The organism is Amycolatopsis kentuckyensis (assembly GCF_041679295.1).
GTDB classification, from domain to species: Bacteria; Actinomycetota; Actinomycetes; order Mycobacteriales; family Pseudonocardiaceae; genus Amycolatopsis; species Amycolatopsis kentuckyensis_A.
Window position 1 is genome coordinate 146,106 of the sequence record NZ_JBGDMD010000003.1, and the last position, 20,802, is coordinate 166,907.

The 20,802-nt window shown below is 71.0% G+C and carries 16 protein-coding genes; 10 read left to right on the top strand and 6 right to left on the bottom strand.

The window, feature by feature from the left end; translation table 11 throughout:
- The first annotated feature begins 3 nt into the window (after positions 1-3).
- From araA to mmsB, 4 genes are read left to right on the top strand one after another with little or no spacing between them, the layout of a single operon-like run.
- The gene (araA, locus tag ACERZO_RS12400) at positions 4-1,503 is read left to right on the top strand and encodes an L-arabinose isomerase (protein WP_372664745.1); all 1,500 of its coding nucleotides are present in this window, start codon (positions 4-6) and stop codon (positions 1,501-1,503) included.
- Between the two features lie 17 nt (positions 1,504-1,520).
- Entirely contained in the window at positions 1,521-2,624 is a 1,104-nt protein-coding gene (gene chvE / locus ACERZO_RS12405; protein ID WP_372664746.1) for a multiple monosaccharide ABC transporter substrate-binding protein, read from the top strand.
- Positions 2,621-4,141: a multiple monosaccharide ABC transporter ATP-binding protein gene (mmsA, locus tag ACERZO_RS12410; RefSeq protein WP_372664747.1), complete on the top strand. Its 1,521-nt coding sequence runs from the start codon at positions 2,621-2,623 to the stop codon at positions 4,139-4,141. Before chvE ends, mmsA begins: the two co-directional genes overlap by 4 nt.
- Entirely contained in the window at positions 4,138-5,358 is a 1,221-nt protein-coding gene (gene mmsB / locus ACERZO_RS12415) for a multiple monosaccharide ABC transporter permease (protein WP_372664748.1), read from the top strand. The genes mmsA and mmsB overlap by 4 nt, the downstream gene beginning before the upstream one ends.
- Positions 5,359-5,420: 62 nt before the next feature.
- Here the strand turns inward: mmsB and ACERZO_RS12420 are convergent, their stop codons facing one another.
- Positions 5,421-6,860 (bottom strand): DUF1996 domain-containing protein, encoded by a 1,440-nt coding sequence (locus tag ACERZO_RS12420; RefSeq protein WP_372664749.1) that lies wholly within the window; start codon positions 6,858-6,860, stop codon positions 5,421-5,423.
- Positions 6,861-7,099: 239 nt separating this feature from the next.
- Between ACERZO_RS12420 and ACERZO_RS12425 the strand changes: the two genes are divergently transcribed.
- Entirely contained in the window at positions 7,100-7,921 is an 822-nt protein-coding gene (locus ACERZO_RS12425) for a substrate-binding domain-containing protein (protein WP_372664750.1), read from the top strand.
- A 36-nt stretch (positions 7,922-7,957) separates the two neighbouring features.
- Here the strand turns inward: ACERZO_RS12425 and ACERZO_RS12430 are convergent, their stop codons facing one another.
- From ACERZO_RS12430 to ACERZO_RS12440, 3 genes are all read right to left on the bottom strand, one after another.
- The gene (locus tag ACERZO_RS12430; RefSeq protein WP_372664751.1) at positions 7,958-9,181 is read right to left on the bottom strand and encodes a cytochrome P450; all 1,224 of its coding nucleotides are present in this window, start codon (positions 9,179-9,181) and stop codon (positions 7,958-7,960) included.
- Positions 9,182-9,290: 109 nt separating this feature from the next.
- A complete protein-coding gene (gene glpK / locus ACERZO_RS12435; RefSeq protein ID WP_372664752.1) occupies positions 9,291-11,240 on the bottom strand; it encodes a glycerol kinase GlpK in 1,950 nt (649 codons plus the stop codon).
- Positions 11,241-11,250: 10 nt separating this feature from the next.
- The gene (locus ACERZO_RS12440) at positions 11,251-12,018 is read right to left on the bottom strand and encodes an IclR family transcriptional regulator (protein WP_372664753.1); all 768 of its coding nucleotides are present in this window, start codon (positions 12,016-12,018) and stop codon (positions 11,251-11,253) included.
- Between the two features lie 153 nt (positions 12,019-12,171).
- Between ACERZO_RS12440 and ACERZO_RS12445 the strand changes: the two genes are divergently transcribed.
- The 4 genes from ACERZO_RS12445 to ACERZO_RS12460 all read left to right on the top strand — a co-directional run bounded on the left by ACERZO_RS12445 (position 12,172) and on the right by ACERZO_RS12460 (position 17,392).
- Entirely contained in the window at positions 12,172-12,993 is an 822-nt protein-coding gene (locus ACERZO_RS12445; RefSeq protein ID WP_372664754.1) for an MIP/aquaporin family protein, read from the top strand.
- A gap of 30 nt (positions 12,994-13,023) precedes the next feature.
- A complete protein-coding gene (gene glpK, locus ACERZO_RS12450; protein ID WP_372664755.1) occupies positions 13,024-14,541 on the top strand; it encodes a glycerol kinase GlpK in 1,518 nt (505 codons plus the stop codon).
- Between the two features lie 2 nt (positions 14,542-14,543).
- Positions 14,544-16,247 (top strand): glycerol-3-phosphate dehydrogenase, encoded by a 1,704-nt coding sequence (gene glpD, locus ACERZO_RS12455; RefSeq protein WP_372664756.1) that lies wholly within the window; start codon positions 14,544-14,546, stop codon positions 16,245-16,247.
- Between the two features lie 65 nt (positions 16,248-16,312).
- Positions 16,313-17,392 (top strand): hypothetical protein, encoded by a 1,080-nt coding sequence (locus tag ACERZO_RS12460; RefSeq protein WP_372664757.1) that lies wholly within the window; start codon positions 16,313-16,315, stop codon positions 17,390-17,392.
- On the opposite strand, the gene ACERZO_RS12465 is transcribed toward ACERZO_RS12460, so the two are convergent.
- On the bottom strand, positions 17,307-18,203 hold the full coding sequence (locus ACERZO_RS12465) for an aminoglycoside phosphotransferase family protein (RefSeq protein ID WP_372664758.1): 897 nt from the start codon (positions 18,201-18,203) through the stop codon (positions 17,307-17,309). The genes ACERZO_RS12460 and ACERZO_RS12465 overlap by 86 nt on opposite strands.
- A gap of 92 nt (positions 18,204-18,295) precedes the next feature.
- Here ACERZO_RS12465 and argG point away from each other — a divergent pair, with 92 nt between their 5' ends.
- Complete coding sequence (argG, locus tag ACERZO_RS12470; RefSeq protein ID WP_372664759.1) at positions 18,296-19,741, top strand: argininosuccinate synthase; 1,446 nt, start codon at positions 18,296-18,298, stop codon at positions 19,739-19,741.
- 53 nt (positions 19,742-19,794) lie between these two features.
- Here argG and ACERZO_RS12475 read toward each other — a convergent pair whose 3' ends face one another.
- Positions 19,795-20,802, bottom strand: a complete 1,008-nt coding sequence (locus tag ACERZO_RS12475; RefSeq protein ID WP_372664760.1) for a medium chain dehydrogenase/reductase family protein — start codon at positions 20,800-20,802, stop codon at positions 19,795-19,797.

Consider the following 20,802-nt stretch of genomic DNA (forward strand, 5'->3'; position numbering starts at 1 on the left):
ACGATGACCCGCGCGTCGAAACCCCAGCTCTGGTTCCTCACCGGGAGCCAGGCCCTCTACGGCGAGGAGACCCTCGAGCAGGTCGCCGGCCAGTCCCTGCGGATCCAGCAGCTCCTGGCCGCCTCCGGCGGGCTCCCGGCCGAGATCGTCGGCAAGCCGGTGCTGACCGAGGCCGCGTCGATCCGCCGCGTCCTGCAGGAGGCCAACGCCGATCCCGCGTGCGTCGGCGTGATCGCGTGGATGCACACCTTCTCGCCCGCGAAGATGTGGATCACCGGGCTGGACGCGCTGCGCAAGCCGCTGCTGCACCTGCACACCCAGCTCAACGAAGCCCTGCCGTGGTCGACCATCGACATGGACTTCATGAACCTCAACCAGGCCGCGCACGGCGACCGCGAGTTCGGGTTCATCCAGACCCGCCTCGGCGTGCCGCGCAAGACCGTCGCCGGGCACGTGTCGGACCCGGCCGTCGTCGCGCGGATCGACGCGTGGGCCCGGGCCGCGATCGGCGCCGACCACCTGCGGAACCTCCGGCTCGCCCGGTTCGGCGACAACATGCGCGACGTCGCCGTCACCGAAGGCGACAAGGTCGAGGCCGAGCTGCGGTTCGGCGTCTCGGTCAACACCTACGGCGTGAACGACCTCGTCGAACTGGTCGACGAAGTTTCCGATGTGGACTCGTTGGTGGCGCAGTACGCCGAGGATTACAACGTTGTCGCGGACCTGGCCGCCGGGGGAGCGCGGCACGAATCCCTGAGGTACGCGGCGAAGATCGAGGCCGGCCTGCGGAAGTTCCTCACCGACGGCGGGTTCGGCGCGTTCACCACGAACTTCGAGGACCTCGGCGGCCTGCGCCAGCTGCCCGGCCTGGCCGTGCAGCGGCTGATGGCCGACGGCTACGGCTTCGGCGGCGAAGGCGACTGGAAGACCTCGGCGCTGCTCGCCGCGGTCAAGGCCATGGGCGTCGGCCTCGAGCGGGGCACGTCGTTCATGGAGGACTACACCTACCACTTCGGGCCGGGCACGCCGAAGATCCTCGGCGCGCACATGCTCGAGGTCTGCCCGAGCATCGCGGCCGCGAAGCCGTCCTGCGAGATCCACGCGCTGGGCATCGGCGGCCGCGAGGACCCGGTCCGGCTGGTGTTCGACGCCGCCCCCGGCCCCGGCGTCACCCTCGGCCTGGTCGACCTCGGCGACCGCTTCCGCCTGGTGGCCAACGAGATCGAGGTCGTCGAGCCGGACGAGCCGCTGCCGAACCTGCCGGTGGCGCGCGCGGTGTGGGAGCCGGCGCCGTCGCTGTCGACGTCGGCCGAGTCGTGGATCACCGCGGGCGGCCCGCACCACACCGTGCTGACCCAGGCCGTGGGCACCGAAACCCTCCGCGACTTCGCGAACCTGCTCGGCGTCGAGCTGCTCGTGATCGACGCCGACACCACCCCGCACGACTTCGCCGACCGCATCCGCTGGAACCAGGCGTACCACCGGCTCGCACAGGGCTTCTGAGAAAGGAAGAAAGAACAATGAAGTTCACCAGAGGAATCGCGGCGCTCGCGGCCGCGGGGCTCGCGCTCACGCTGTCGGCGTGCGGCTCGAGCCAGAAGACCGCGGACCAGACGGCCGCGCCCGGCGCGAGCGCCGAGGGCAGCCTGGTCGGTGTCACGATGCCGACGAAGTCGTCGGAACGCTGGATCCACGACGGCGACAACATCAAGGCCGCCTTGGAGAAGCTCGGCTACAAGGTCGACCTGCAGTACGCCGAGAACGACATCCCCACCCAGGTGAACCAGATCGAGAACCAGATCACCAAGGGCGCCAAGCTCCTGGTCATCGCCTCGATCGACGGCACCGCCATCACCACCCAGCTGCAGGAAGCCGCCGACAAGAAGATCCCGGTCATCGCCTACGACCGGCTGATCCGCAACTCGCCGAACGTCGACTACTACGCCACCTTCGACAACTTCAAGGTCGGCGTCGAGCAGGCGAACTCCCTGGTCAAGGGCCTGGGCAACGGGCCGGGGCCGTTCAACGTCGAGCTGTTCGCCGGTTCCCCGGACGACAACAACGCCACCTTCTTCTTCAACGGCGCGATGTCGGTCCTCAAGCCCCTGCTGGACAGCGGCAAGCTGGTCGTCAAGAGCGGTCAGACCGACTTCGCCCGCGCGGCCATCCTCCGCTGGGACCCGGCCACCGCGCAGCGGCGCATGGAGGACCTGCTCACCAAGACCTACACCGGCGGCGCGAAGGTCGCGGGGGTGCTCTCGCCGTACGACGGCCTGTCCATCGGCATCCTGTCGGCGCTGAAGAGCAACGGCTACGGCACCGCCGGCCAGCCGTACCCGATCGTGACCGGGCAGGACGCCGAGGTCGCCTCGGTCAAGTCGATCATCGCCGGTGAGCAGTACTCGACGATCTTCAAGGACACCCGCAAGCTCGCCGACACCACCGTCAAGATGGCCGACTCCGTCCTCAAGGGACAGAAGCCCGAGGTCAACAACACCACCGACTACGACAACGGCAAGAAGGTCGTCCCGTCCTTCCTGCTGCAGCCGGTGACCGTGGACAAGGCCAACTACCAGAAGGAACTCGTCGACTCGGGCTACTACACGGCAGGTCAGCTGAAATGACCGAACTACTCGGCATGCGCGGGATCACCAAGACCTTCCCCGGGGTCAAGGCGCTGTCCGACGTCACGCTTTCCGTGCGCCAAGGGGAGATCCACGCGATCTGCGGGGAGAACGGCGCCGGGAAGTCCACCCTGATGAAGGTGCTCTCGGGCGTCTACCCCCACGGGACGTACGACGGCGAGATCACCTTCGACGGGCAGCGGTGCGAGTTCGGGTCGGTGCGCGACAGCGAACGGCGCGGGATCGTGATCATCCACCAGGAACTCGCGCTGTGCGGCCAGTTGTCGATCGCGGAGAACATCTTCCTCGGCAACGAACAGCAGAAGCGGGGCTGGGTCGACTGGAACCGCACCAACCACGAGGCCGGCGCGCTGCTCAAGCGCGTCGGCCTCGCCGAAAACCCCACCCGGGCGGTGCAGGAACTCGGGGTCGGCAAGCAGCAGCTGGTCGAGATCGCGAAGGCACTGTCCAAAGAGGTCAAGCTGCTGATCCTCGACGAGCCCACCGCGGCGCTCAACGACGACGACTCCGCCCACCTGCTCGACCTGCTGCGCGGGCTGCGGGACGAAGGCGTCACGTGCGTGATCATTTCGCACAAGCTCGGCGAGGTGACGGCGATCGCCGACACCGTCACGATCCTGCGTGACGGCAGGACGATCGAAACGCTCGACGCGGCGGGGCTGACGGAAGAGCGCATCATCACCGGCATGGTCGGCCGCGACCTCGAACACCGGTTCCCGCCCCGGGAGCCGGAGATCGGCGAAGAGGTCCTGCGGATCGAGGACTGGACGGTGCACAGCCCGACCCAGGCCGGCCGGGTCGTCGTCGACCGCGCGTCGCTCTCCCTGCGGCGCGGGGAGATCGTCGGCCTGGCCGGGCTGATGGGCGCGGGCCGCACCGAGCTCGCGATGAGCGTGTTCGGCCGGTCGTGGGGCAAGGACATCTCCGGCCGGATCCTCAAGCACGGCGAGGAGATCGACGTCAGGTCGGTGCAGGACGCCGTCCGCCACGGCATCGCCTACGCCACCGAGGACCGGAAACGCTACGGGCTCAACCTGATCGAGGACATCCAGCGCAACGTGTCCGCGGCCGGGCTGGGCAAGCTGGCCAAGCGCGGCTGGGTCAACGAACACGCCGAGCACGACACGGCGAACTCCTACCGCCGCGACCTGCGGATCAAGGCACCGAGCGTGCAGAGCGTGACCGGGAAGCTCTCCGGCGGCAACCAGCAGAAGGTCGTGCTGGCCAAGTGGATCTTCACCGACCCGGACGTGCTGATCCTCGACGAGCCGACCCGCGGCATCGACGTCGGGGCGAAATTCGAGATCTACACGATCATCAACTCCCTGGCCGCCCAGGGGAAGGCCGTCCTGGTCATCTCCTCCGAGCTGCCGGAGCTGCTCGGGCTCTGCGACCGGATCTACGCGCTCTCGGCGGGACGGATCACCGGCGAGGCCACGCGCGAAGAAGCCACTCAGGAACTGCTGATGCAGTACATGACGAAGGAACGGGAATGACCACGACCGAAGCGCGGCCCGCCGTGCCCCCGGTTGAGCGCTCCAAGCGGAGGATCTCGATCAACCCGCGCCAGAGCGGCATCTACGTCGCGTTCGCGCTGATCGTGGTGCTGTTCGAGGTGCTCACCGGCGGCGCGCTGCTGGAACCGCAGAACATCTCCAACATCATCGTGCAGAACAGCTACGTGCTGATCCTCGCGATCGGGATGATCCTGGTGATCATCTCCGGGCACATCGACCTGTCCGCCGGGTCGGTGGTCGCGATGACCGGCGCGGTGTCGGCGGTGCTGATGGTGAACTCGCACGTGCCGTGGTTCCTGGCGGTGCTGATCACCCTCGTCGTCGGCGCGGCGATCGGCGCTTGGCAGGGCTATTGGGTCGCCTACTTCGGCATCCCGGCGTTCATCGTGACGCTGGCCGGCATGCTGGCGTTCCGCGCGCTGACCCTGACCGTCCTGGGCAACCAGGGCATCGGCCCGTTCCCGGACGCCATCCGCACGCTGTCCAACGGCTTCACCGACGGCTACCTCGGCAACATCGGCCTCGGCCCGCTCGGCGGCGCCGACCTGGTGTCGCTGCTCGCCGGCGTCGCCGCGGTGGCCGGGATCGCGTTCACCCAGTGGCGCAAGCGCATGGGCCGGCTCGGCTACGGCCAGGACGTCGACCCGTTCGGAGTCTTCGTGCTGAAGCTGGTCGGCATCGCGGTGCTGGTGCTGGCGCTCGTGGTGCAGCTGGCCCGGTTCAAGAACCTGCCGTGGGTGCTGATCCTGCTGGCGGCGCTGGTGCTCGGCTACTCGCTGGTGGCCGGGAAGTCGGTGTTCGGGCGGCACATCTACGCCGTGGGCGGCAACCTGCAGGCCGCGACGCTCTCGGGCGTCAAGGTCAAGCAGGTGACGTTCTGGATCTTCGTCAACATGGGCGTGCTGGCGGCGCTGGCCGGGATCATCTTCGCCGGCCGGCTCAACCAGGCCGGCCCGACGGCGGGCGTCAACTTCGAGCTCGACGCCATCGCGGCGGCGTTCATCGGCGGCGCGGCCGTCCAGGGCGGCGTCGGCAAGGTGGTCGGCGCGATCACCGGCGGCCTGATCATGGCGGTGATCAACAACGGGATGTCCCTGATCGGCGCGCCGAGCGAGCGGGTGATGCTGGTGAAGGGCGTCGTGCTGCTGGCGGCCGTGGCGTACGACATCTGGACGAAACGCCGCGCGGCTTCCTGACCCTCCCGCACCGGTCGTGAGTGAGAAACAGTGTTCTAACACTGTTTCTCACTCACGACCTCTTACTGCCGGCAGGTCCGTCCGGTGTTGATGCAGTTGACCACCTGGTTCATCAGCCGCTGGCCCATGACGTTGGCGAAGTCGTCGTGGTCCGAGCGCGGGTTGTGGCTCTCCTGCGGGAAAGCGTCCACTTTGTACTGGCCCTTGACCTGGATGTCGTGCGGGATGTCGTAGACCAGCTTGATCACCAGCTGCGGCACGTTCTTGAACCCCTGCGGGCACTTGCCCTGCTGGTCGGCGAACACGATGTGCGTGCGGTGGTTGGCGCTGTCGATGTTCTTGCCGTCCCAGCAGTTCGGGAACGCGTGGATCCGCTCGACCCGGCTGTTCTGCGGGCAGATCGGGTAGTGGTCGGTGAGCCGGTCCTCGAAGCCGGTGCAGGTCCAGCTGGGCCGGGCGTTGGCCGGGCCGTTCGTGCTCTGCTTGGCGTCGCCGTAGAGGATGCGGAGGAACTGCGGCATCGCGACGACCTTGTTCGCGCCGCCGCTGGTGAACGTGATCGTCGCCGAGCGGACGCGCTGGATCTCGCCGTCGTTGCCGGCCACTTCGTTCTGGTCGTTGACGCCCGGCAGTTCGCCCGCCTGGCCGGTGCTGTTCTGGCCGCCGTTGTCGAGCCCGCCCTGGCCGTTCTGCTTGAGCACGCAGGCGGCGAGCCCGCCCAGGTTCGTCGGCTTCGCGGCCCGGCGGCCGATCGCGATGGCGATCCGGTCGATCGTGGCCGCCCGCTTGTCCTTCAGCGGGCCGACGACGGCGTTCTGGATGTCCTGCGGCGTCTTCAGGTCGCCGTTCGCGATCCGCTTGTTCGCCTCGTCGATCTGCTTGTCGAGCAGGTCGAGGTTGCGGTTCACCTCGTCCATGGCCTGGTCCGGGACGTCGGGGAGCTTGCTCGCGACGTCGGGGCAGTCGACCTGGCTGCTCGCCTTGTCGGCCGCGCTGCCGGCGCGGTCGGGCTGCGTGGCGGGTGGGTTCTCGTCCTCTTCGCCGGTGTCGATGCGCACGACGGGCCAGAAGTAGGCGGACTTGTCGCCGTTCTTGCACGTGGTGCCGGCCTTGGCCAGGCTCTTGTTGTTCGAGTCGGCGTTCGTCGAGAGGTTGCCGACGTAGTCGTGCAGGTGCTGGGCGCCGTTCTTGACACCCGGCTGGGCGATGAAGTTGTCGGGGTTGAAGTGCTGGTTCTCGTTGCGGCCGCAGTCCACTGTGAACGTTCCGCGCGCACCTTTCTGCTGCAACGCTTTGTTCACGTTAACACCGGACGGCACCTTCGCGATGTCGAGGAAGAACGACGCGTCGGCGGGATCGGCGCTGGCCTGGCCGGTGCGCCCGGCCGTGGTCGCGACGACGATGCCGCCGACCGCGAGCGCGAGGGCGAGACCGCCGGTCGCGATCTTGGTGCGGCGGGTGATGCGATGTCTGCCCGTGGCGGGGGAAGTTTTCCGGGGCATGGTCACCTTCTTCGGTTTTCCGGGCACGACGGGAAAGCTGCGTGCCCGAGGGGAGACGCGCGGAACCCGGGGGAGTGCCACCGCGGGCGCGGGAATCGGGGAACCGCGCCCGGTGTCACTGGTTCCGGCACTGGCTGAAACGGCCGTGGCGGAGGCCCGGTTCAGCGCGTTACCGTTTCGTTATTTATGGAAAGTGAAGGAAGTTCACGTCTAGTGCTGTGATCGTTAACATCGGTGCCATGACCGAGGACGACGCGGGTCCCAGAGGTCCCTTCGGCACGCGCGGCCGGGGCACGCTCGGCGTGATCGCCACCGGCACCGCGGCGTCCGGGCCGGTCCTGAACGGTCTGCGCGCCGCCGCGCGCGAGCACGGGTACGTCCTCGTCGTCTTCGGCGTGCCGGGCCGCGGCCGGGCCGCGCTGCCCGCCGCCGTGGCGGGCCTGCTGCTGCAGGGGGTGTCGGGAATCGTGGTGCTCGACACCCACCTGGCCGCCGAACTGCCCCCGGTCGACGGCGTCCCGCTGGTCCCGGCCGCGTCGGCCGACCAGTCCGAAGGCGCCCGCCGGGCCACCGAGCACCTCCTCGACCTCGGCCACCCGACGGTCTGGCACCTCGGCGGCCCCGAAGACGGCCCGATCGCCCGCGCCCGCGAGCGCGGCTGGCGCGAAACCCTGGAGCACCACGGCGCGGAGGTGCCCCCGGTGGTCCGCGGCGACTGGTCCGCCCGGTCCGGCTACCGCGCCGGCCAGTCCCTGGCGGTCGAGCCGGGGGTGGGCGCGGTGTTTTCGGCCAACGACCACATGGCGCTGGGCCTGCTGTCGGCGTTCACGGAGGCGGGCATGCGAGTCCCGCGCGACGCCCACGTGGTCGGCTTCGACGACGTCCCGGAGGCGGCCTACTTCGAACCACCGTTGACGACGGTCCGCCAGGACTTCGTGGCGGCGGGCCGGCAGACGGTCGCGGACCTGCTGGCCCGGATCGACGGCGTGCCGGCGCCCCGACGGCCGGTGGAGGTCGAACTGGTGGTGCGGGAGAGCAGCCGCTGCCTGCGCGCCGGCTGAGCGGCAGCGCTGCGGCACCTGGCGCCGGCTCGCGGCTCACCGGGTCAACGGCAGCGCCGCCATTCCGCGCAGTGCCGGGTTGGGGCGGCGCTGCGCTTCGCCGCCGATCCGCAGCTCCGGGAACCGCTTTCCCAGCTGTTCGAGCAGCACCGTCATCTCGAGCCGCGCCAAGGCCGCGCCGAGGCACAAGTGCAGGCCGTGCCCGAAGAACAGCCCTCGGCCGGCGTCGCGGGTGATGTCGAAGCGGTCCGGGTCCGCGAAGCGCGCGGGGTCGCGGTTCGCCGCACCGGCGAGGATCACCACGACCTCGTCCGCCGGGATCTCCCGGCCGTCGAGCACCGCCGGCCGGGCGGCCGCACGCTGGCTCATCTGGGCGGCCCCGTCCCACCGCAGGATCTCCTCGGCCGCCCCCGCCGCCAGCCCCGGATCGCCGGCGAGCAGGGCGAACTGGTCCGGGTGGGTCAGCAGCGCGTGGACACCGTTGCCCAGCGCGCCCGCGGTCGTCTCGTAGCCACCACCGAACAACACGAGCAGCGCGTTGAGCACCTCGTCCTCGGACATCAGCTCCGCGCCGGCGGCGGGCCGGGCCAGGAGCGCGGAGGTCAGGTCGTCACCGGGTTCCGCGCGCCGCAGCGCGATCAGCTCCGTGAAGTAGGCCCGGTATTCGACGGCGGCCGCGTCGACCTCGGCGCGCAGGCCGGGCGACATCGCGGGGTCGACCTGTTTGCCGATCAGGTCGGTGACGCGGCGAAGCCGGTCGTGGTCGGTTTCGGGCACACCGACCAGGTCGCCGATCACGGCCATGCCGAGCGGGTAGAGGACCGTGCCGACGAACTCCGCCGCGGTCCCGTCCGCCGTGGCGTCGGCGAAGCGGTCCAGCACCCGGTCGACGGCCCGGCGGACCGCGGGCTCCAGCCCCTGCACGCGCCGGACGGTGAAGTCCCGCACGAGCAACCGGCGCTCACGGGTGTGGTCCGGCGGGTTCTTCCACGGCAGGAGATCGGCGAACAACGCCATCGCGGCGTTGTCGCGCCAGCCCGGCGTGTGCCGGTCGCGCCACGGCGCGTCCAGCACCCGGAAGGTCTCGCCGTCGGCGAGTACCGCCTGGCAGTCGGCGAACCGGCTGAGCACCCAGCCGCCGAAGACTTCGCTGCGGAAGATCGGCGCCTCCTCGCGGAGCTTCGCGTAGACCGGGTACGGATCGGCGAGCCCGGCCGGGGTGGACAGGGACAGCAGGGCTTCGTCGGCGGCTGCGGACATGGCGCTCCCTCCAGTGGCGAACCGGTTCCCGCAGTCTTCTCCCGGTTCCCGCGCCGGGGCAGGGGTCCGGACCCGCTTCACCCGGATGGCAGGCCGAGCTCCGGCCGCGTCAGAGCGTGAGGCGGTCGCCGAGGTCGCGGATGTGGCCGGCGTTGCCGCAGCCGAGGTCGAGCTGGCGGCGGCGTTCCGCCACGAACGCCCGCCCCAGCCCGGTGCGGTCCGAAGTGGACATCGTGCGGCGCAAGTCGTTCAGCAGCCCGCGTTCCTCGCCCCGCACGTGCGCGTCGACCACGTTCTCCAAGCGCAGCAACGCCTTCTCGAAATCTTCGGTCTCGAGAACGGCGAGGAGCTCGTCGGCGAAAGGGGAACCCGGCGCGTCCGGGCGGACGATCCGTTCGGTCGCCGTCGCGTGGGCGACCAGCAGGGCCGCCAGCTCCGCCACCAGCGCCGGGCGGTCCGCCTCGGCGTTGCGCAGGTCGCGCAAAAGCTGCTCGAACCGGCGGTGGTCGGCCAGCAGCACCTCGACCAGGTCGGACCCCGGCGCGGCGGCGGCCGGGCCCGGGCGCATCCAGCCGAACGTCAGCTCCACCGCCTGGCGCCAGTGCCCGTACTCGGAATCCCGGCGGGCCGGGTCCATCGCCGGCAGCCACTGCCCGGCCCGGTGCCAGTTGCGCCGCAACCCCTCCAGGTCCGGCCAGTACCCGACGGACAGCCCCGCCGCGTAGGCCGCGCCGAGCGACACCGTCTCCGCCACCATCGGGCGGACCACCGGCACGTCGAGGACGTCGGCGATGAACTGCATCAGCAGGTTGTCCGCGGTCATGCCGCCGTCGACCTTCAACGTCTTGAGGGCCAGGCCCGAGTCGGCGTTCATCGCGTCGACCACCTCGCGCGTCTGCCAGCCGGTCGCCTCCAGCACCGCCCGCGCCAGGTGGCCCTTCGTGATGTACGACGTCAGCCCGGCGATCACGCCGCGCGCCTCGCTGTGCCAGTGCGGCGCGAACAGCCCGGAGAACGCGGGCACGATGTAGCAGCCGCCGTTGTCGTCGACCGTCCGCGCGAGGGTTTCGATCTCGGGCGCGCTGCCGATCAGCTCCAGGCCGTCGCGGAACCACTGCACCAGCGACCCCGTGACGGCGATCGACCCTTCGAGGGCGTACACGGCCGGCTCGTCGCCGATCTTGAACCCGACCGTGGTGAGCATGCCGTGGGTGGAGAGCACCGGCGTCGGGCCGGTGTTGAGCAGCAGGAAGCTGCCGGTGCCGTACGTGCACTTCGCCTCGCCGGGCGCGAAGCACGTCTGGCCGAACAGCGCGGCCTGCTGGTCGCCGAGCGCGGCCGCGATCCGGATCCCCGGCACCACGCGCGACGTCGTCCCGTAGACCTCGGTCGACGACCGGATCTCCGGCAGCATCGCGCGCGGGACGTCGAAGAACTCCAGGAGCTCGTCGTCCCAGCTGAGCGTCCGCAGGTTCATCAGCATGGTGCGCGAGGCGTTGGTGACGTCGGTGACGTGCACGCCGCCCTCGGCGCCGCCGGTGAGGTTCCAGATCAGCCAGCTCTCGATGGTGCCGAAGAGGACGTCCCCCCGCTCGGCGCGTTCGCGCAGGCCCGGCGTGCGTTCGAGCAGCCAGCGGACCCGCGGCGCGGAGAAGTACGTCGCCAGCGGCAGGCCGCACAGCTGCCGGACGCGGTCGGCGCCCGGTTCGCGGGCGAGCTGTTCGAGCATGGCGTCGGTGCGGGTGTCCTGCCAGACGATCGCCCGCCCGACGGGGTTGCCGGTGTGCCGGTCCCACAGGACGGTGGTCTCGCGCTGGTTGGCGATCCCGAGCCCGACGACCTGGTCGGCGGTCGCGCCGGCGTCGGCCAGCGCCTGCGGCACGATCCGGGAGAGGTTCCGCCAGATCTCGACGGCGTCGTGCTCGACCCACCCGGGCCGCGGGAAGTGCTGCTGGTGCTCGCGCTGGACGACCGAGACGAGCCGGCCGCGCGCGTCGAACAGGATGCACCGGGTGGAGGTGGTGCCCTGGTCGATGGACATCACGTACCGCTGGACCATGGTCCTCCCTTCACCATCGGGACGCACCCAGGTCGCGTGACACCGCGCGCGCCGCGTCGCGGACGTGGCCCAGCAGCCGCGGGCTCGGGCTGCCGTCCGGCTCGCAGATCCGCTCCACCGCGCCGGACACCCCGATCGCGCCGACCACGATGCCGCCGTGGCCGCGGATCGGGGCCGCGATCCCCGCCTCGCCGGCGATCATCTCGCCGTTCTCCGCCGCCCAGCCCGCCTCGCGCACCTTGCCGCAGGCGCGCTTGATCGCGGTCTGGGTGACCAGGGTCCGGCGGGTGTAGGCCTCGGGTTCGCCGGTGCGCAACGATGCCACGAGAGTCGTGTCGTAGGCCAGCAGCACTTTCCCGAGCGCGGTCGCGTGCAGCGGCAGCAGCGTGCCGACGTCGAGGGTCTGCAGGCTGTCGTCCGGCCGGAACACGTGGTGCACCACCAGCACCCGGCCTTCGAGCGGCGCGCCGATCCGGACGGCCTCGCCGCTGCGGGCGGCCAGCGCGTCCGCCCAGTTGATCGCCCGGGACCGCAGCTCGTTGACGTCCAGGTAGCTCGTGCCCAGGTGCAGCAGCGCGGCGCCGAGCTGGTACTTGCCCGTGTCGCGGTCCTGCTCGACGAACCCGACGCCCTGCAGCGTGCGGAGGATGCCGTGCGCGGTGCCCTTCGCCAGTTCGAGGGCGTCGGCGATCTCGCCGACGCCCAAGCGGCCCGAGCCGCGCGCCAGCAAGCGCAGGATCGCGGCGGCGCGCTCGATGGACTGGATCGGACCGGGCACGGCGCGACCCTAACCCGACCGGCCCTGATTCGACAATGTCGAACATCCACATCGGCCGTTCGACAATGCCGACCGGCGTGCGTTGACCCCTCCGCAACGCGAACTTAACTTTCATCCACCAGGGGGAATGAACGGTCCTTTGTGGAGGAAGCAATGGTGCGAAACCTCAAGGCCCACGGGCTCGCCGGCGAGATGGCCGCCGAGTTCGTGGGGACGATGATCCTCATCCTCTTCGGGTGCGGCGTGGTGGCGCAGGTCGTCGCCGGGGGCATCGGGGACCACGACAGCATCGCCTGGGCCTGGGGACTCGGTGTCACGCTCGGTGTTTACGTCGCTTCGCGGATCAGTGGCGCGCACCTGAACCCGGCCGTGACCGTCGCCCTCGCCGTCTTCAAGGGCTTCGAATGGCGCAAGGTCGCCCCCTACGCCCTGGCCCAGACGGCCGGCGCGTTCCTCGCCGCGCTGCTCGTGCGCTGGAACTACACCGAGGTGCTCAACGCCAAGGACCCCGGCCTGACGATCAAGACCCAGGGCGTCTTCTCCACCCTTCCGGGTAACGGCACGCTCCCGGTGGGTGACTGGGGCGCCTTCCGCGACCAGATCATCGGCACCGCGATCCTCGTCCTGGTGATCTTCGCCATCACCGACCTCCGCAACACCTCGCCGGGCGCGAACCTGGCGCCGGTCGTCGTCGGCTTCCTCGTCGTCGCCATCGGGATGGCCTGGGGCACCGACGCCGGCTACGCGATCAACCCCGCCCGCGACTTCGGCCCCCGGTTCGCGTCCTGGCTCACCGGCTACGACACGGCGTGGTCCGACCAGTACGGCTTCCCCTACTGGTGGATCCCGATCGTGGCCCCGGTCATCGGCGCGGTGATCGGCGGCGCGATCTACAAGTTCTTCATCGAGCGGTACCTGCCCGCCGGGGAACCCCTCGACGCCATGCCCGCCAAGGACTTCGAGCCCGCGAACTGACCCCGCCGTCCGAAACCGAGGAGCACTCCCATGCCTGACTACGTCGGCGCCGTTGACCAGGGCACCACGAGCACCCGCTTCATGATCTTCGACCACGGCGGCAACGAGATCGCCCGCCACCAGCTCGAGCACGAGCAGATCCTGCCCAAGCCGGGCTGGGTCGAGCACGACGCCACCGAGATCTGGGAACGCACCCGCTCGGTCATCGCGACCGCGCTCAACAAGGCGAACCTGACGCACGCCGACCTCGCCGCGCTCGGCATCACCAACCAGCGCGAGACCACCGTCGTGTGGAACCGCCGCACCGGCCGCCCGTACTACAACGCGATCGTCTGGCAGGACACCCGCACCGACCGGATCGCCTCCGCGCTGGAGCGCGAGGGCAAGGGCGACGTCATCCGCCGCAAGGCCGGCCTCCCGCCCGCGACGTACTTCTCCGGCGGCAAGCTGCAGTGGATCCTCGAGAACGTGGACGGCGTGCGCGAGGACGCCGAGAAGGGCGACGCCCTCTTCGGCACCACGGACTCGTGGCTCATCTGGAACCTCACCGGCGGCCCGGACGGCGGTGTGCACGTCACCGACCCGACCAACGCCTCCCGCACCATGCTGATGGACCTCGAAACCCTCGACTGGGACGACGAGCTGCTGTCGTTCTTCGACGTCCCGAAGCAGATGCTGCCGGCCATCCGGCCGTCGTCGCACCCCGGTCGCTTCGGCACCACCCGCGCCGACGGCCCGCTCGGCGGCGAGGTCGCGCTCACCGGCGTCCTCGGCGACCAGCAGGCCGCCACCGTCGGGCAGGTCTGCTTCCGGCCCGGCGAAGCCAAGAACACCTACGGCACCGGCAACTTCCTGCTGCTCAACACCGGTCACGAGCTGGTCCGCTCGAAGCACGGCCTGCTCACGACGCTGTGCTACCAGTTCGGCGACGACAAGCCGGTCTACGCCCTGGAAGGCTCGATCGCCGTCACCGGGTCGGCCGTGCAGTGGCTGCGCGACCAGCTCGGCATCATCAGCGGCGCGGCCCAGAGCGAGAGCCTGGCCCGCCAGGTCGAGGACAACGGCGGCGTCTACTTCGTGCCGGCGTTCTCCGGCCTGTTCGCGCCGTACTGGCGCTCGGACGCCCGCGGCGCGATCGTCGGGCTCACCCGCGCCACGACCAACGCTCATCTCGCCCGGGCCACCCTGGAAGCGATCTGCTACCAGACCCGCGACGTCGTGGAGGCGATGCAGAACGACTCCGGCGTCACCCTCGACGTGCTGCGCGTGGACGGCGGCGTCACCGCGAACGAGCTGTGCATGCAGCTGCAGGCGGACATCCTCGGCGTGCCGGTGTCGAAGCCGGTCGTCGCGGAGACCACCGCGCTCGGGGCCGCCTACGCGGCCGGGCTGGCCGTCGGCTTCTGGTCCTCGACCGACGAGCTCGAGCAGAACTGGAACGAGGACAAGCGCTGGGCGCCGTCGTGGAGCGGCGAACAACGCGCCGAGGGCTACGCGGGCTGGCAGAAGGCCGTCGGCCGCACGCTCGACTGGGTCGACGTGCAGTGACCATGAGGAGGAACACCGTGACCGCACTTTCCCCGCAGTACCGCGCCGACGCTCTGCGGAAGCTGGCGAACGAAGAGGTCGACGTCCTGGTCGTCGGCGGGGGAGTGACCGGGGCGGGCGTCGCGCTCGACGCCGCGTCGCGCGGGCTCTCGACCGCGCTGGTCGAGGCCCGCGACTTCGCCGCCGGCACGTCCAGCCGGTCGTCCAAGCTGATCCACGGCGGCCTGCGCTACCTGGAGCAGCTGGACTTCAAGCTGGTGCGCGAGGCGCTCAAGGAACGCGGGCTGCTGCTGCAGAAGCTCGCCCCGCACCTGGTGCGGCCGGTGAAGTTCCTGGTCCCGCTGCAGCACCGGGTGTGGGAGCGCGGGTACATCGGCGCCGGCGTCACGCTGTACGACACCCTCGGCGGCGCCCGGGCGCTGCCCAGGCACCGGCACCTGTCCAAGCGGGGCGCCTTCAAGGCGGCCCCGGCGCTCGCGGACGACGCGCTGATCGGGGCGATCCAGTACTACGACGCCCAGGTCGACGACGCCCGCCACACGATGACGATCGCGCGGACGGCCGCCGAGCAGGGCGCTTCGGTGCTGACGAGGGCTCGCGTCACGTCGCTGCTGCGCGACGGCGACCGGGTCGTCGGGGCGAAGGTCGTCGACCGCGAGAGCGGCGCCGAAATCGAGGTGCGGGCCAAGACGGTCGTCGCCGCGACCGGCGTCTGGAGCGACGACATGGCCGAGGCGGCCGGGATTCCCGCGCCGTTCACCGTCCGCGCGTCCAAGGGCATCCACCTCGTGGTGCCGCGGGAGAAGATCGACCTCGACACCGGGCTGATCCTGCGCACCGAGAAGAGCGTGCTGTTCGTGATCCCGTGGGGCCGGCACTGGATCGTCGGCACCACCGACACCGAGTGGGACCTCGACCGCGAGCACCCGGCGGCGAGCCGCGCGGACGTCGACTACGTGCTGGAGCACCTCAACAAGGTGCTCCGGACACCGGTGACGCACGACGACATCGAGGGCGTCTACGCCGGGCTTCGCCCGCTGCTGGCGGCGAAGGCGGCCGCGACGACGAAGCTGTCGCGGGAGCACGCGGTGGCGCACCCGGTGCCGGGCCTGGTGATCGTGGCCGGCGGCAAGTACACGACGTACCGGGTGATGGCCGCGGACGCGGTCGACGTCGTGGTCGAGGAGCTGGGCCGCCCGGCGCCGCCGTCCTGGACCGACCGCCTGCCGATCGCCGGTGCCGAGGGCTACCACGAGCTGTGGGAGGACCGGTACTCCGTCGCCTCGAAGACGGGCCTGCCGGTGACGACGGTCGAGCACCTCCTGGGCCGGTACGGCACGCGGATCTGGAACCTCGTCTCGCTGATGGAGGACCAGCCGGCGCTGCGGGAACCGATCACGGAGACGTCGGAATACCTCCGCGTGGAAGCGGTGTACGCGGTCACGCACGAGGGCGCGCTGCACCTGGAGGACGTGCTGACCCGGCGGACGCGGATCTCGATCGAGGAACGCGACCGCGGCGTGGCGGCGGGCCCGGTCGTCGCCGGGCTGATCGCCCCGGAGCTGGGCTGGGACGCCCACCGCGTCGAGCGCGAGGTGGCCAACTACCTCGCGCGGGTCGAGGCGGAGCGGTCGGCCCAGGAGGCCCCGGACGACGCGGCGGCGAACGCCACCCGCCTCGCGGCCCCGGCGTTGCTGCCGGGCTGACTCAACCGATCGCCGCCGCCGCGCGTGGACACCCCGGAACCCACCTGACAGGGGAGGAGCAGGGGATGTTCAGAGGTGTTCTCGCGACGGCGGCGGCGCTGACGGTGCTGACCGCCGTCCCGGCGAGTGCGGACGAGGTGACCGGCCCGATCGACCTGGGCACGCTGCCCGGCGGGCTGACCAGCTCGGGGCTGGCGGTGACCGGCCACGGGGTCGTGTTCGGCGAGGCGTACGACAAGGCGTTCGCCGTCCACGGGGCCCGCTGGGACGCGGCGGGCCGGATCAGCGACCTGCGGCCGCTCGACGGCTACGCCGAGGTGAAGGCGACCGCGGTGAACGAGGCCGGGGTGGCGATCGGGGACTCGACCAACCACGTCACCACCGGGCGTGCCACCCGCTGGGACGCTTCCGGCGTGCCGGCGGAGCTGGAGCAGCCGACCGGGTTCCCGGGCTACCCGTGGTCCACGCCGGTCGCGATCAACGCAAGCGGCATGGTCGCCGGCACCGCGTACGGCGCGCCCGGCCCGGACGCCGCGGTGCGGTGGGACACCTCGGGCCGGGCGACCGTGCTCGGCCTCGGCCGGGTCCGGGCGATGAACGACGCGGGCGCGGTGATCAGCGAGTCCACGTACTGGGACCCGGCGGGCAACGCCGTCGCGCTGACCGACGGCGGTTCACTGCACGACCTCGACAACGCCGGCACCGTGGTCGGCAGCACCGGCGCCCACGCGGCGAAGTGGGACTCGACGGGCCGGCTCACGGTGCTCGACACCACCTGGGATTCCAGCGACGCGCTGGCCATCACCGCTGACGGGACGATCGTCGGCGAGGTGCGCGACAAGGACTCCACCACGCGGATCGCGCGCTGGGACCCGGCGGGCACGCTCACCGTCCTCCCGGGCGGGCCGTCCCGGGTCACGGCCGTCAGCCGGTCGGGTGCCGTGCTCGGGGAGGACGGCGGGCACACCCCGTTCGTCTGGGACCGGGCCGGCCGGGTGCTGCGGCTGCCGGTGCCCGAGGGCGGGACCTGCTCCGCGAAGGGGCTGAACGACTGGGAGGTCACGGGCTCGTGTGCGGTGCCCGGTCAGAACGCCCACGCGGTGCTGTGGCGCTTCGGGGAGCCGGTCGGCAACCGAGCTCGCTGAGCACGTACCGGGCGTTGGCGGAGATGACCGGGTTGGTGTGCCGGTAGTACGGCAGCTGGATCACGGCCATCGCCAGCGCCCAGCCGCGGCCGCGGGCCCAGGTCGCGTCGTCGGCGCCGACGGCGTCGCGGAAGGGTTCGCGGTCCGCGGCGGTCAGCAGGTTCCACGCGGGGATCAGGTCGCAGGCCGGGTCGCCCAGGCCGGCCGTCGCCCAGTCGAGGACCCCGGTGAGCCGGCCGTCGTCGAGCAGCAGGTTGCTCGGCATCAGGTCGGAGTGGACCCAGCACGGCGGTCCGGTCCACTGTGGAGCTTCGAGCGCCGCGGTCCAAGCGGCGAGGGCCGCGTCCGCGTCGAACGGCTCGCCGGTGCGGCTCAGCTCGTCGATCGCCCGGCGGACCCCGGTGTCCACCGAGGACAGTGGCTTGCCGCGGTAGGCCGGGGGCCCGTCCGCGCAGGTGGCTCGCAGCGCTGTGACGAACTCCGCGAGTCCGCGGGCCGGAGCGCCTTCGACCGCCGGTTCGCCGTCGAGCCAGCGGTGCACCGCCCACGGCCGCGGAAAGCCTTCGGCGGGTTCGCCGAGCGCGGCGACGGCCGGAACGGAGACCGGCAATCCGCCGAGCACGCTCAGGATCCGCCGCTCTCCTGCGACGTCCTCGGCGGTGCGGGGCAGCCGGACCGTCAGGTCGTCCCCGAGGCGGTACACGGCGTTGACCGTGCCGCCGGAGGCCAGGGGAGTGATCGGCCGGTCCGCCCACTCCGGGAACTGGCCGCGCAGCAGGCGCCGGACGAGCGCAGTGTCGATAACGGCCATGGGATCACCGAACCACGCACGTCAACGGGGTTTCGTGACGCCGCGCACCCCCCGGATTGCACGACGATGCATGGGCGTGCATAATCATTCGCATGTCCAAGGTGCTCACTTCCCTGCCCGTCGGCGAGCGTGTCGGTATCGCCTTCTCCGGTGGCCTCGACACTTCCGTAGCGGTCGCGTGGATGCGCGACAAAGGCGCGGTCCCCTGCACCTACACCGCCGACATCGGCCAGTACGACGAGCCCGACATCGAGTCGGTGCCCGGGCGGGCCGGCCAGTACGGCGCCGAGATCGCGCGGCTCGTCGACTGCAAGGAAGCCCTCGTCGAAGAGGGGCTCGCGGCCCTGACGTGCGGCGCGTTCCACATCCGCACCGGCGGCCGCAGCTACTTCAACACCACCCCGCTCGGCCGCGCGGTCACCGGCACGCTGCTGGTGCGCGCCATGCTCGAGGACGACGTCCAGATCTGGGGCGACGGCTCCACCTACAAGGGCAACGACATCGAGCGGTTCTACCGCTACGGCCTGCTGGCCAACCCCTCCCTGCGCGTCTACAAGCCGTGGCTCGACGCGGACTTCGTCACCGAGCTCGGCGGCCGCAAGGAGATGTCCGAGTGGCTGCTCGCGCACGAGCTGCCCTACCGGGACAGCACCGAGAAGGCCTACTCGACCGACGCCAACATCTGGGGCGCCACGCACGAGGCCAAGTCGCTCGAGCACCTCGACACCGGGATCGAGATCGTCAAGCCGATCATGGGCGTCGCGTTCTGGGACCCCGAGGTCGAAATCCTCACCGAGGACGTCACGATCGGCTTCGAGCAGGGCCGGCCGGTGACGATCAACGGCAAGGAGTTCGCCACCGCCGTCGACCTGGTGCTGGAGGCCAACGCCGTCGGCGGCCGGCACGGGCTCGGCATGTCCGACCAGATCGAGAACCGGATCATCGAGGCCAAGAGCCGCGGCATCTACGAGGCGCCCGGCATGGCGCTGCTGCACGCCGCCTACGAGCGGCTCGTCAACGCCATCCACAACGAGGACACCCTCGCCAGCTACCACAACGAGGGCCGCCGCCTCGGCCGGCTGATGTACGAAGGCCGCTGGCTGGACCCGCAGGCGATGATGCTGCGCGAGTCGCTGCAGCGCTGGGTCGGCACCGCGATCACCGGCGAGGTGACGCTGCGGCTGCGGCGCGGCGAGGACTACTCGATCCTCGACACGACCGGCCCGGCGTTCAGCTACCACCCGGACAAGCTGTCGATGGAGCGGACCGAGGACTCGGCGTTCGGCCCGGTCGACCGGATCGGCCAGCTGACCATGCGCAACCTCGACATCGCCGACTCGCGCGCGAAGCTGGAGCAGTACGCGAGCCTCGGCATGGTCGGCGGCTCGAACCCGAAGCTGATCGGCGCCGCCCAGGCCGCGTCGACCGGTCTGATCGGCGCGATGCCGGAGGGCGGCGCCGAGGTGATCGCCTCGCGCGGCAAGACCGACGACGTCGAGCTGCTCGACAACGCCGCGATGGAGTTCGGCACGGACTGATCCGCCAAGCCCGAAGGCCACCACGCACGGTCGCGTGGTGGCCTTCGGTGCGTTCAGGGGACGAGCACGACCTTGCCGGTCACCGTCCCGGATTCGGCCAGCGTCAGGGCTTTCGCCGCGTCCGTGAGCGGGATCCGCGCGGCCACCTGCGCCTTGAGGTCTCCCTTCGCCGCCAGGGCGAACACGGCCGTCAGGTCGTCGGCGAGCCGCGCGCGGAACCGGGTGAGGTTCCGCTTGCCGCCCCAGACGTTGTAGAAGTGCGCGTGCCGCCGGTTCGGCAGGGCGTTCCACCACAGCAGCCGCGCGAAGAGCCTGAGCACCGGCAGCCGCGAGTTGCCGGCGTCGTCCTTTGTGGACGCACTGCCGTAGGCGACCAGGGTGCCGCCGGGGGCGAGCAACCGGAACGAGTCCACGATGCCGGGTCCGCCGACGTGGTCGAAGACGGCGTCCACCCCGCCGGGAGCCAGCGCGCGGACCTGGGCCGGGACGTCGCCGCGGTAGTCGAGGGCGGTCGCGCCGAGTGCGGTGACGACGTCGAGGTTGCGGGCCGACGCGGTCCCGATCACCGTGATCCCGGCGGCGCGGGCGAGCTGGACGAGCGTGGTGCCGACGCCGCCGCTCGCGCCGTGGACGAGGATCGTGCCGCCGGCCGGCACCTTCGCCCACCGGTGCAGCATCTGGTACGCCGTGATGCCGTTGACCACGAAGGTTTCGGCCTCGGCCGCGTCGAGTTCTCCGGGCACGGGAACGAGGTCGGCTTCCGCGAGGACGAGGTGGCTGCTCCAGCCGCCGATCTTGGTCATGGCGGCCACGCGGCGGCCGATGAGGGCGGGGTCGCCGGCTTCGAGCACCGTGCCGACGATGTCGTATCCGGGCACGAACGGGAACGGCGGCTGGTCGTAGTACTTCCCGCGGCGCATCTGCTGCTCGGCGAACGAGACCCCGCTCGCCTCGACGCGGACGAGGGCCTCGCCGGCGCCGGGCCGGGGGATCTCGCGGTGCTGGACGCGCAGGCCGGCCGGCTCGACGAGGCCGGGGAGGACGATTTCGGTGACGGTCAT

Coding starts and splice junctions, on each gene's coding strand:
- araA (WP_372664745.1), top strand. CDS start 4: ATGACCCGCGCGTCGAAACCCCAGCTCTGGTTCCTCACCGGGAGCCAG.
- chvE (WP_372664746.1), top strand. CDS start 1,521: ATGAAGTTCACCAGAGGAATCGCGGCGCTCGCGGCCGCGGGGCTCGCG.
- mmsA (WP_372664747.1), top strand. CDS start 2,621: ATGACCGAACTACTCGGCATGCGCGGGATCACCAAGACCTTCCCCGGG.
- mmsB (WP_372664748.1), top strand. CDS start 4,138: ATGACCACGACCGAAGCGCGGCCCGCCGTGCCCCCGGTTGAGCGCTCC.
- ACERZO_RS12420 (WP_372664749.1), bottom strand. CDS start 6,860: ATGCCCCGGAAAACTTCCCCCGCCACGGGCAGACATCGCATCACCCGC.
- ACERZO_RS12425 (WP_372664750.1), top strand. CDS start 7,100: ATGACCGAGGACGACGCGGGTCCCAGAGGTCCCTTCGGCACGCGCGGC.
- ACERZO_RS12430 (WP_372664751.1), bottom strand. CDS start 9,181: ATGTCCGCAGCCGCCGACGAAGCCCTGCTGTCCCTGTCCACCCCGGCC.
- glpK (WP_372664752.1), bottom strand. CDS start 11,240: ATGGTCCAGCGGTACGTGATGTCCATCGACCAGGGCACCACCTCCACC.
- ACERZO_RS12445 (WP_372664754.1), top strand. CDS start 12,172: ATGGTGCGAAACCTCAAGGCCCACGGGCTCGCCGGCGAGATGGCCGCC.
- glpK (WP_372664755.1), top strand. CDS start 13,024: ATGCCTGACTACGTCGGCGCCGTTGACCAGGGCACCACGAGCACCCGC.
- glpD (WP_372664756.1), top strand. CDS start 14,544: ATGAGGAGGAACACCGTGACCGCACTTTCCCCGCAGTACCGCGCCGAC.
- ACERZO_RS12460 (WP_372664757.1), top strand. CDS start 16,313: ATGTTCAGAGGTGTTCTCGCGACGGCGGCGGCGCTGACGGTGCTGACC.
- ACERZO_RS12465 (WP_372664758.1), bottom strand. CDS start 18,203: ATGGCCGTTATCGACACTGCGCTCGTCCGGCGCCTGCTGCGCGGCCAG.
- argG (WP_372664759.1), top strand. CDS start 18,296: ATGTCCAAGGTGCTCACTTCCCTGCCCGTCGGCGAGCGTGTCGGTATC.
- ACERZO_RS12475 (WP_372664760.1), bottom strand. CDS start 20,802: ATGACCGTCACCGAAATCGTCCTCCCCGGCCTCGTCGAGCCGGCCGGC.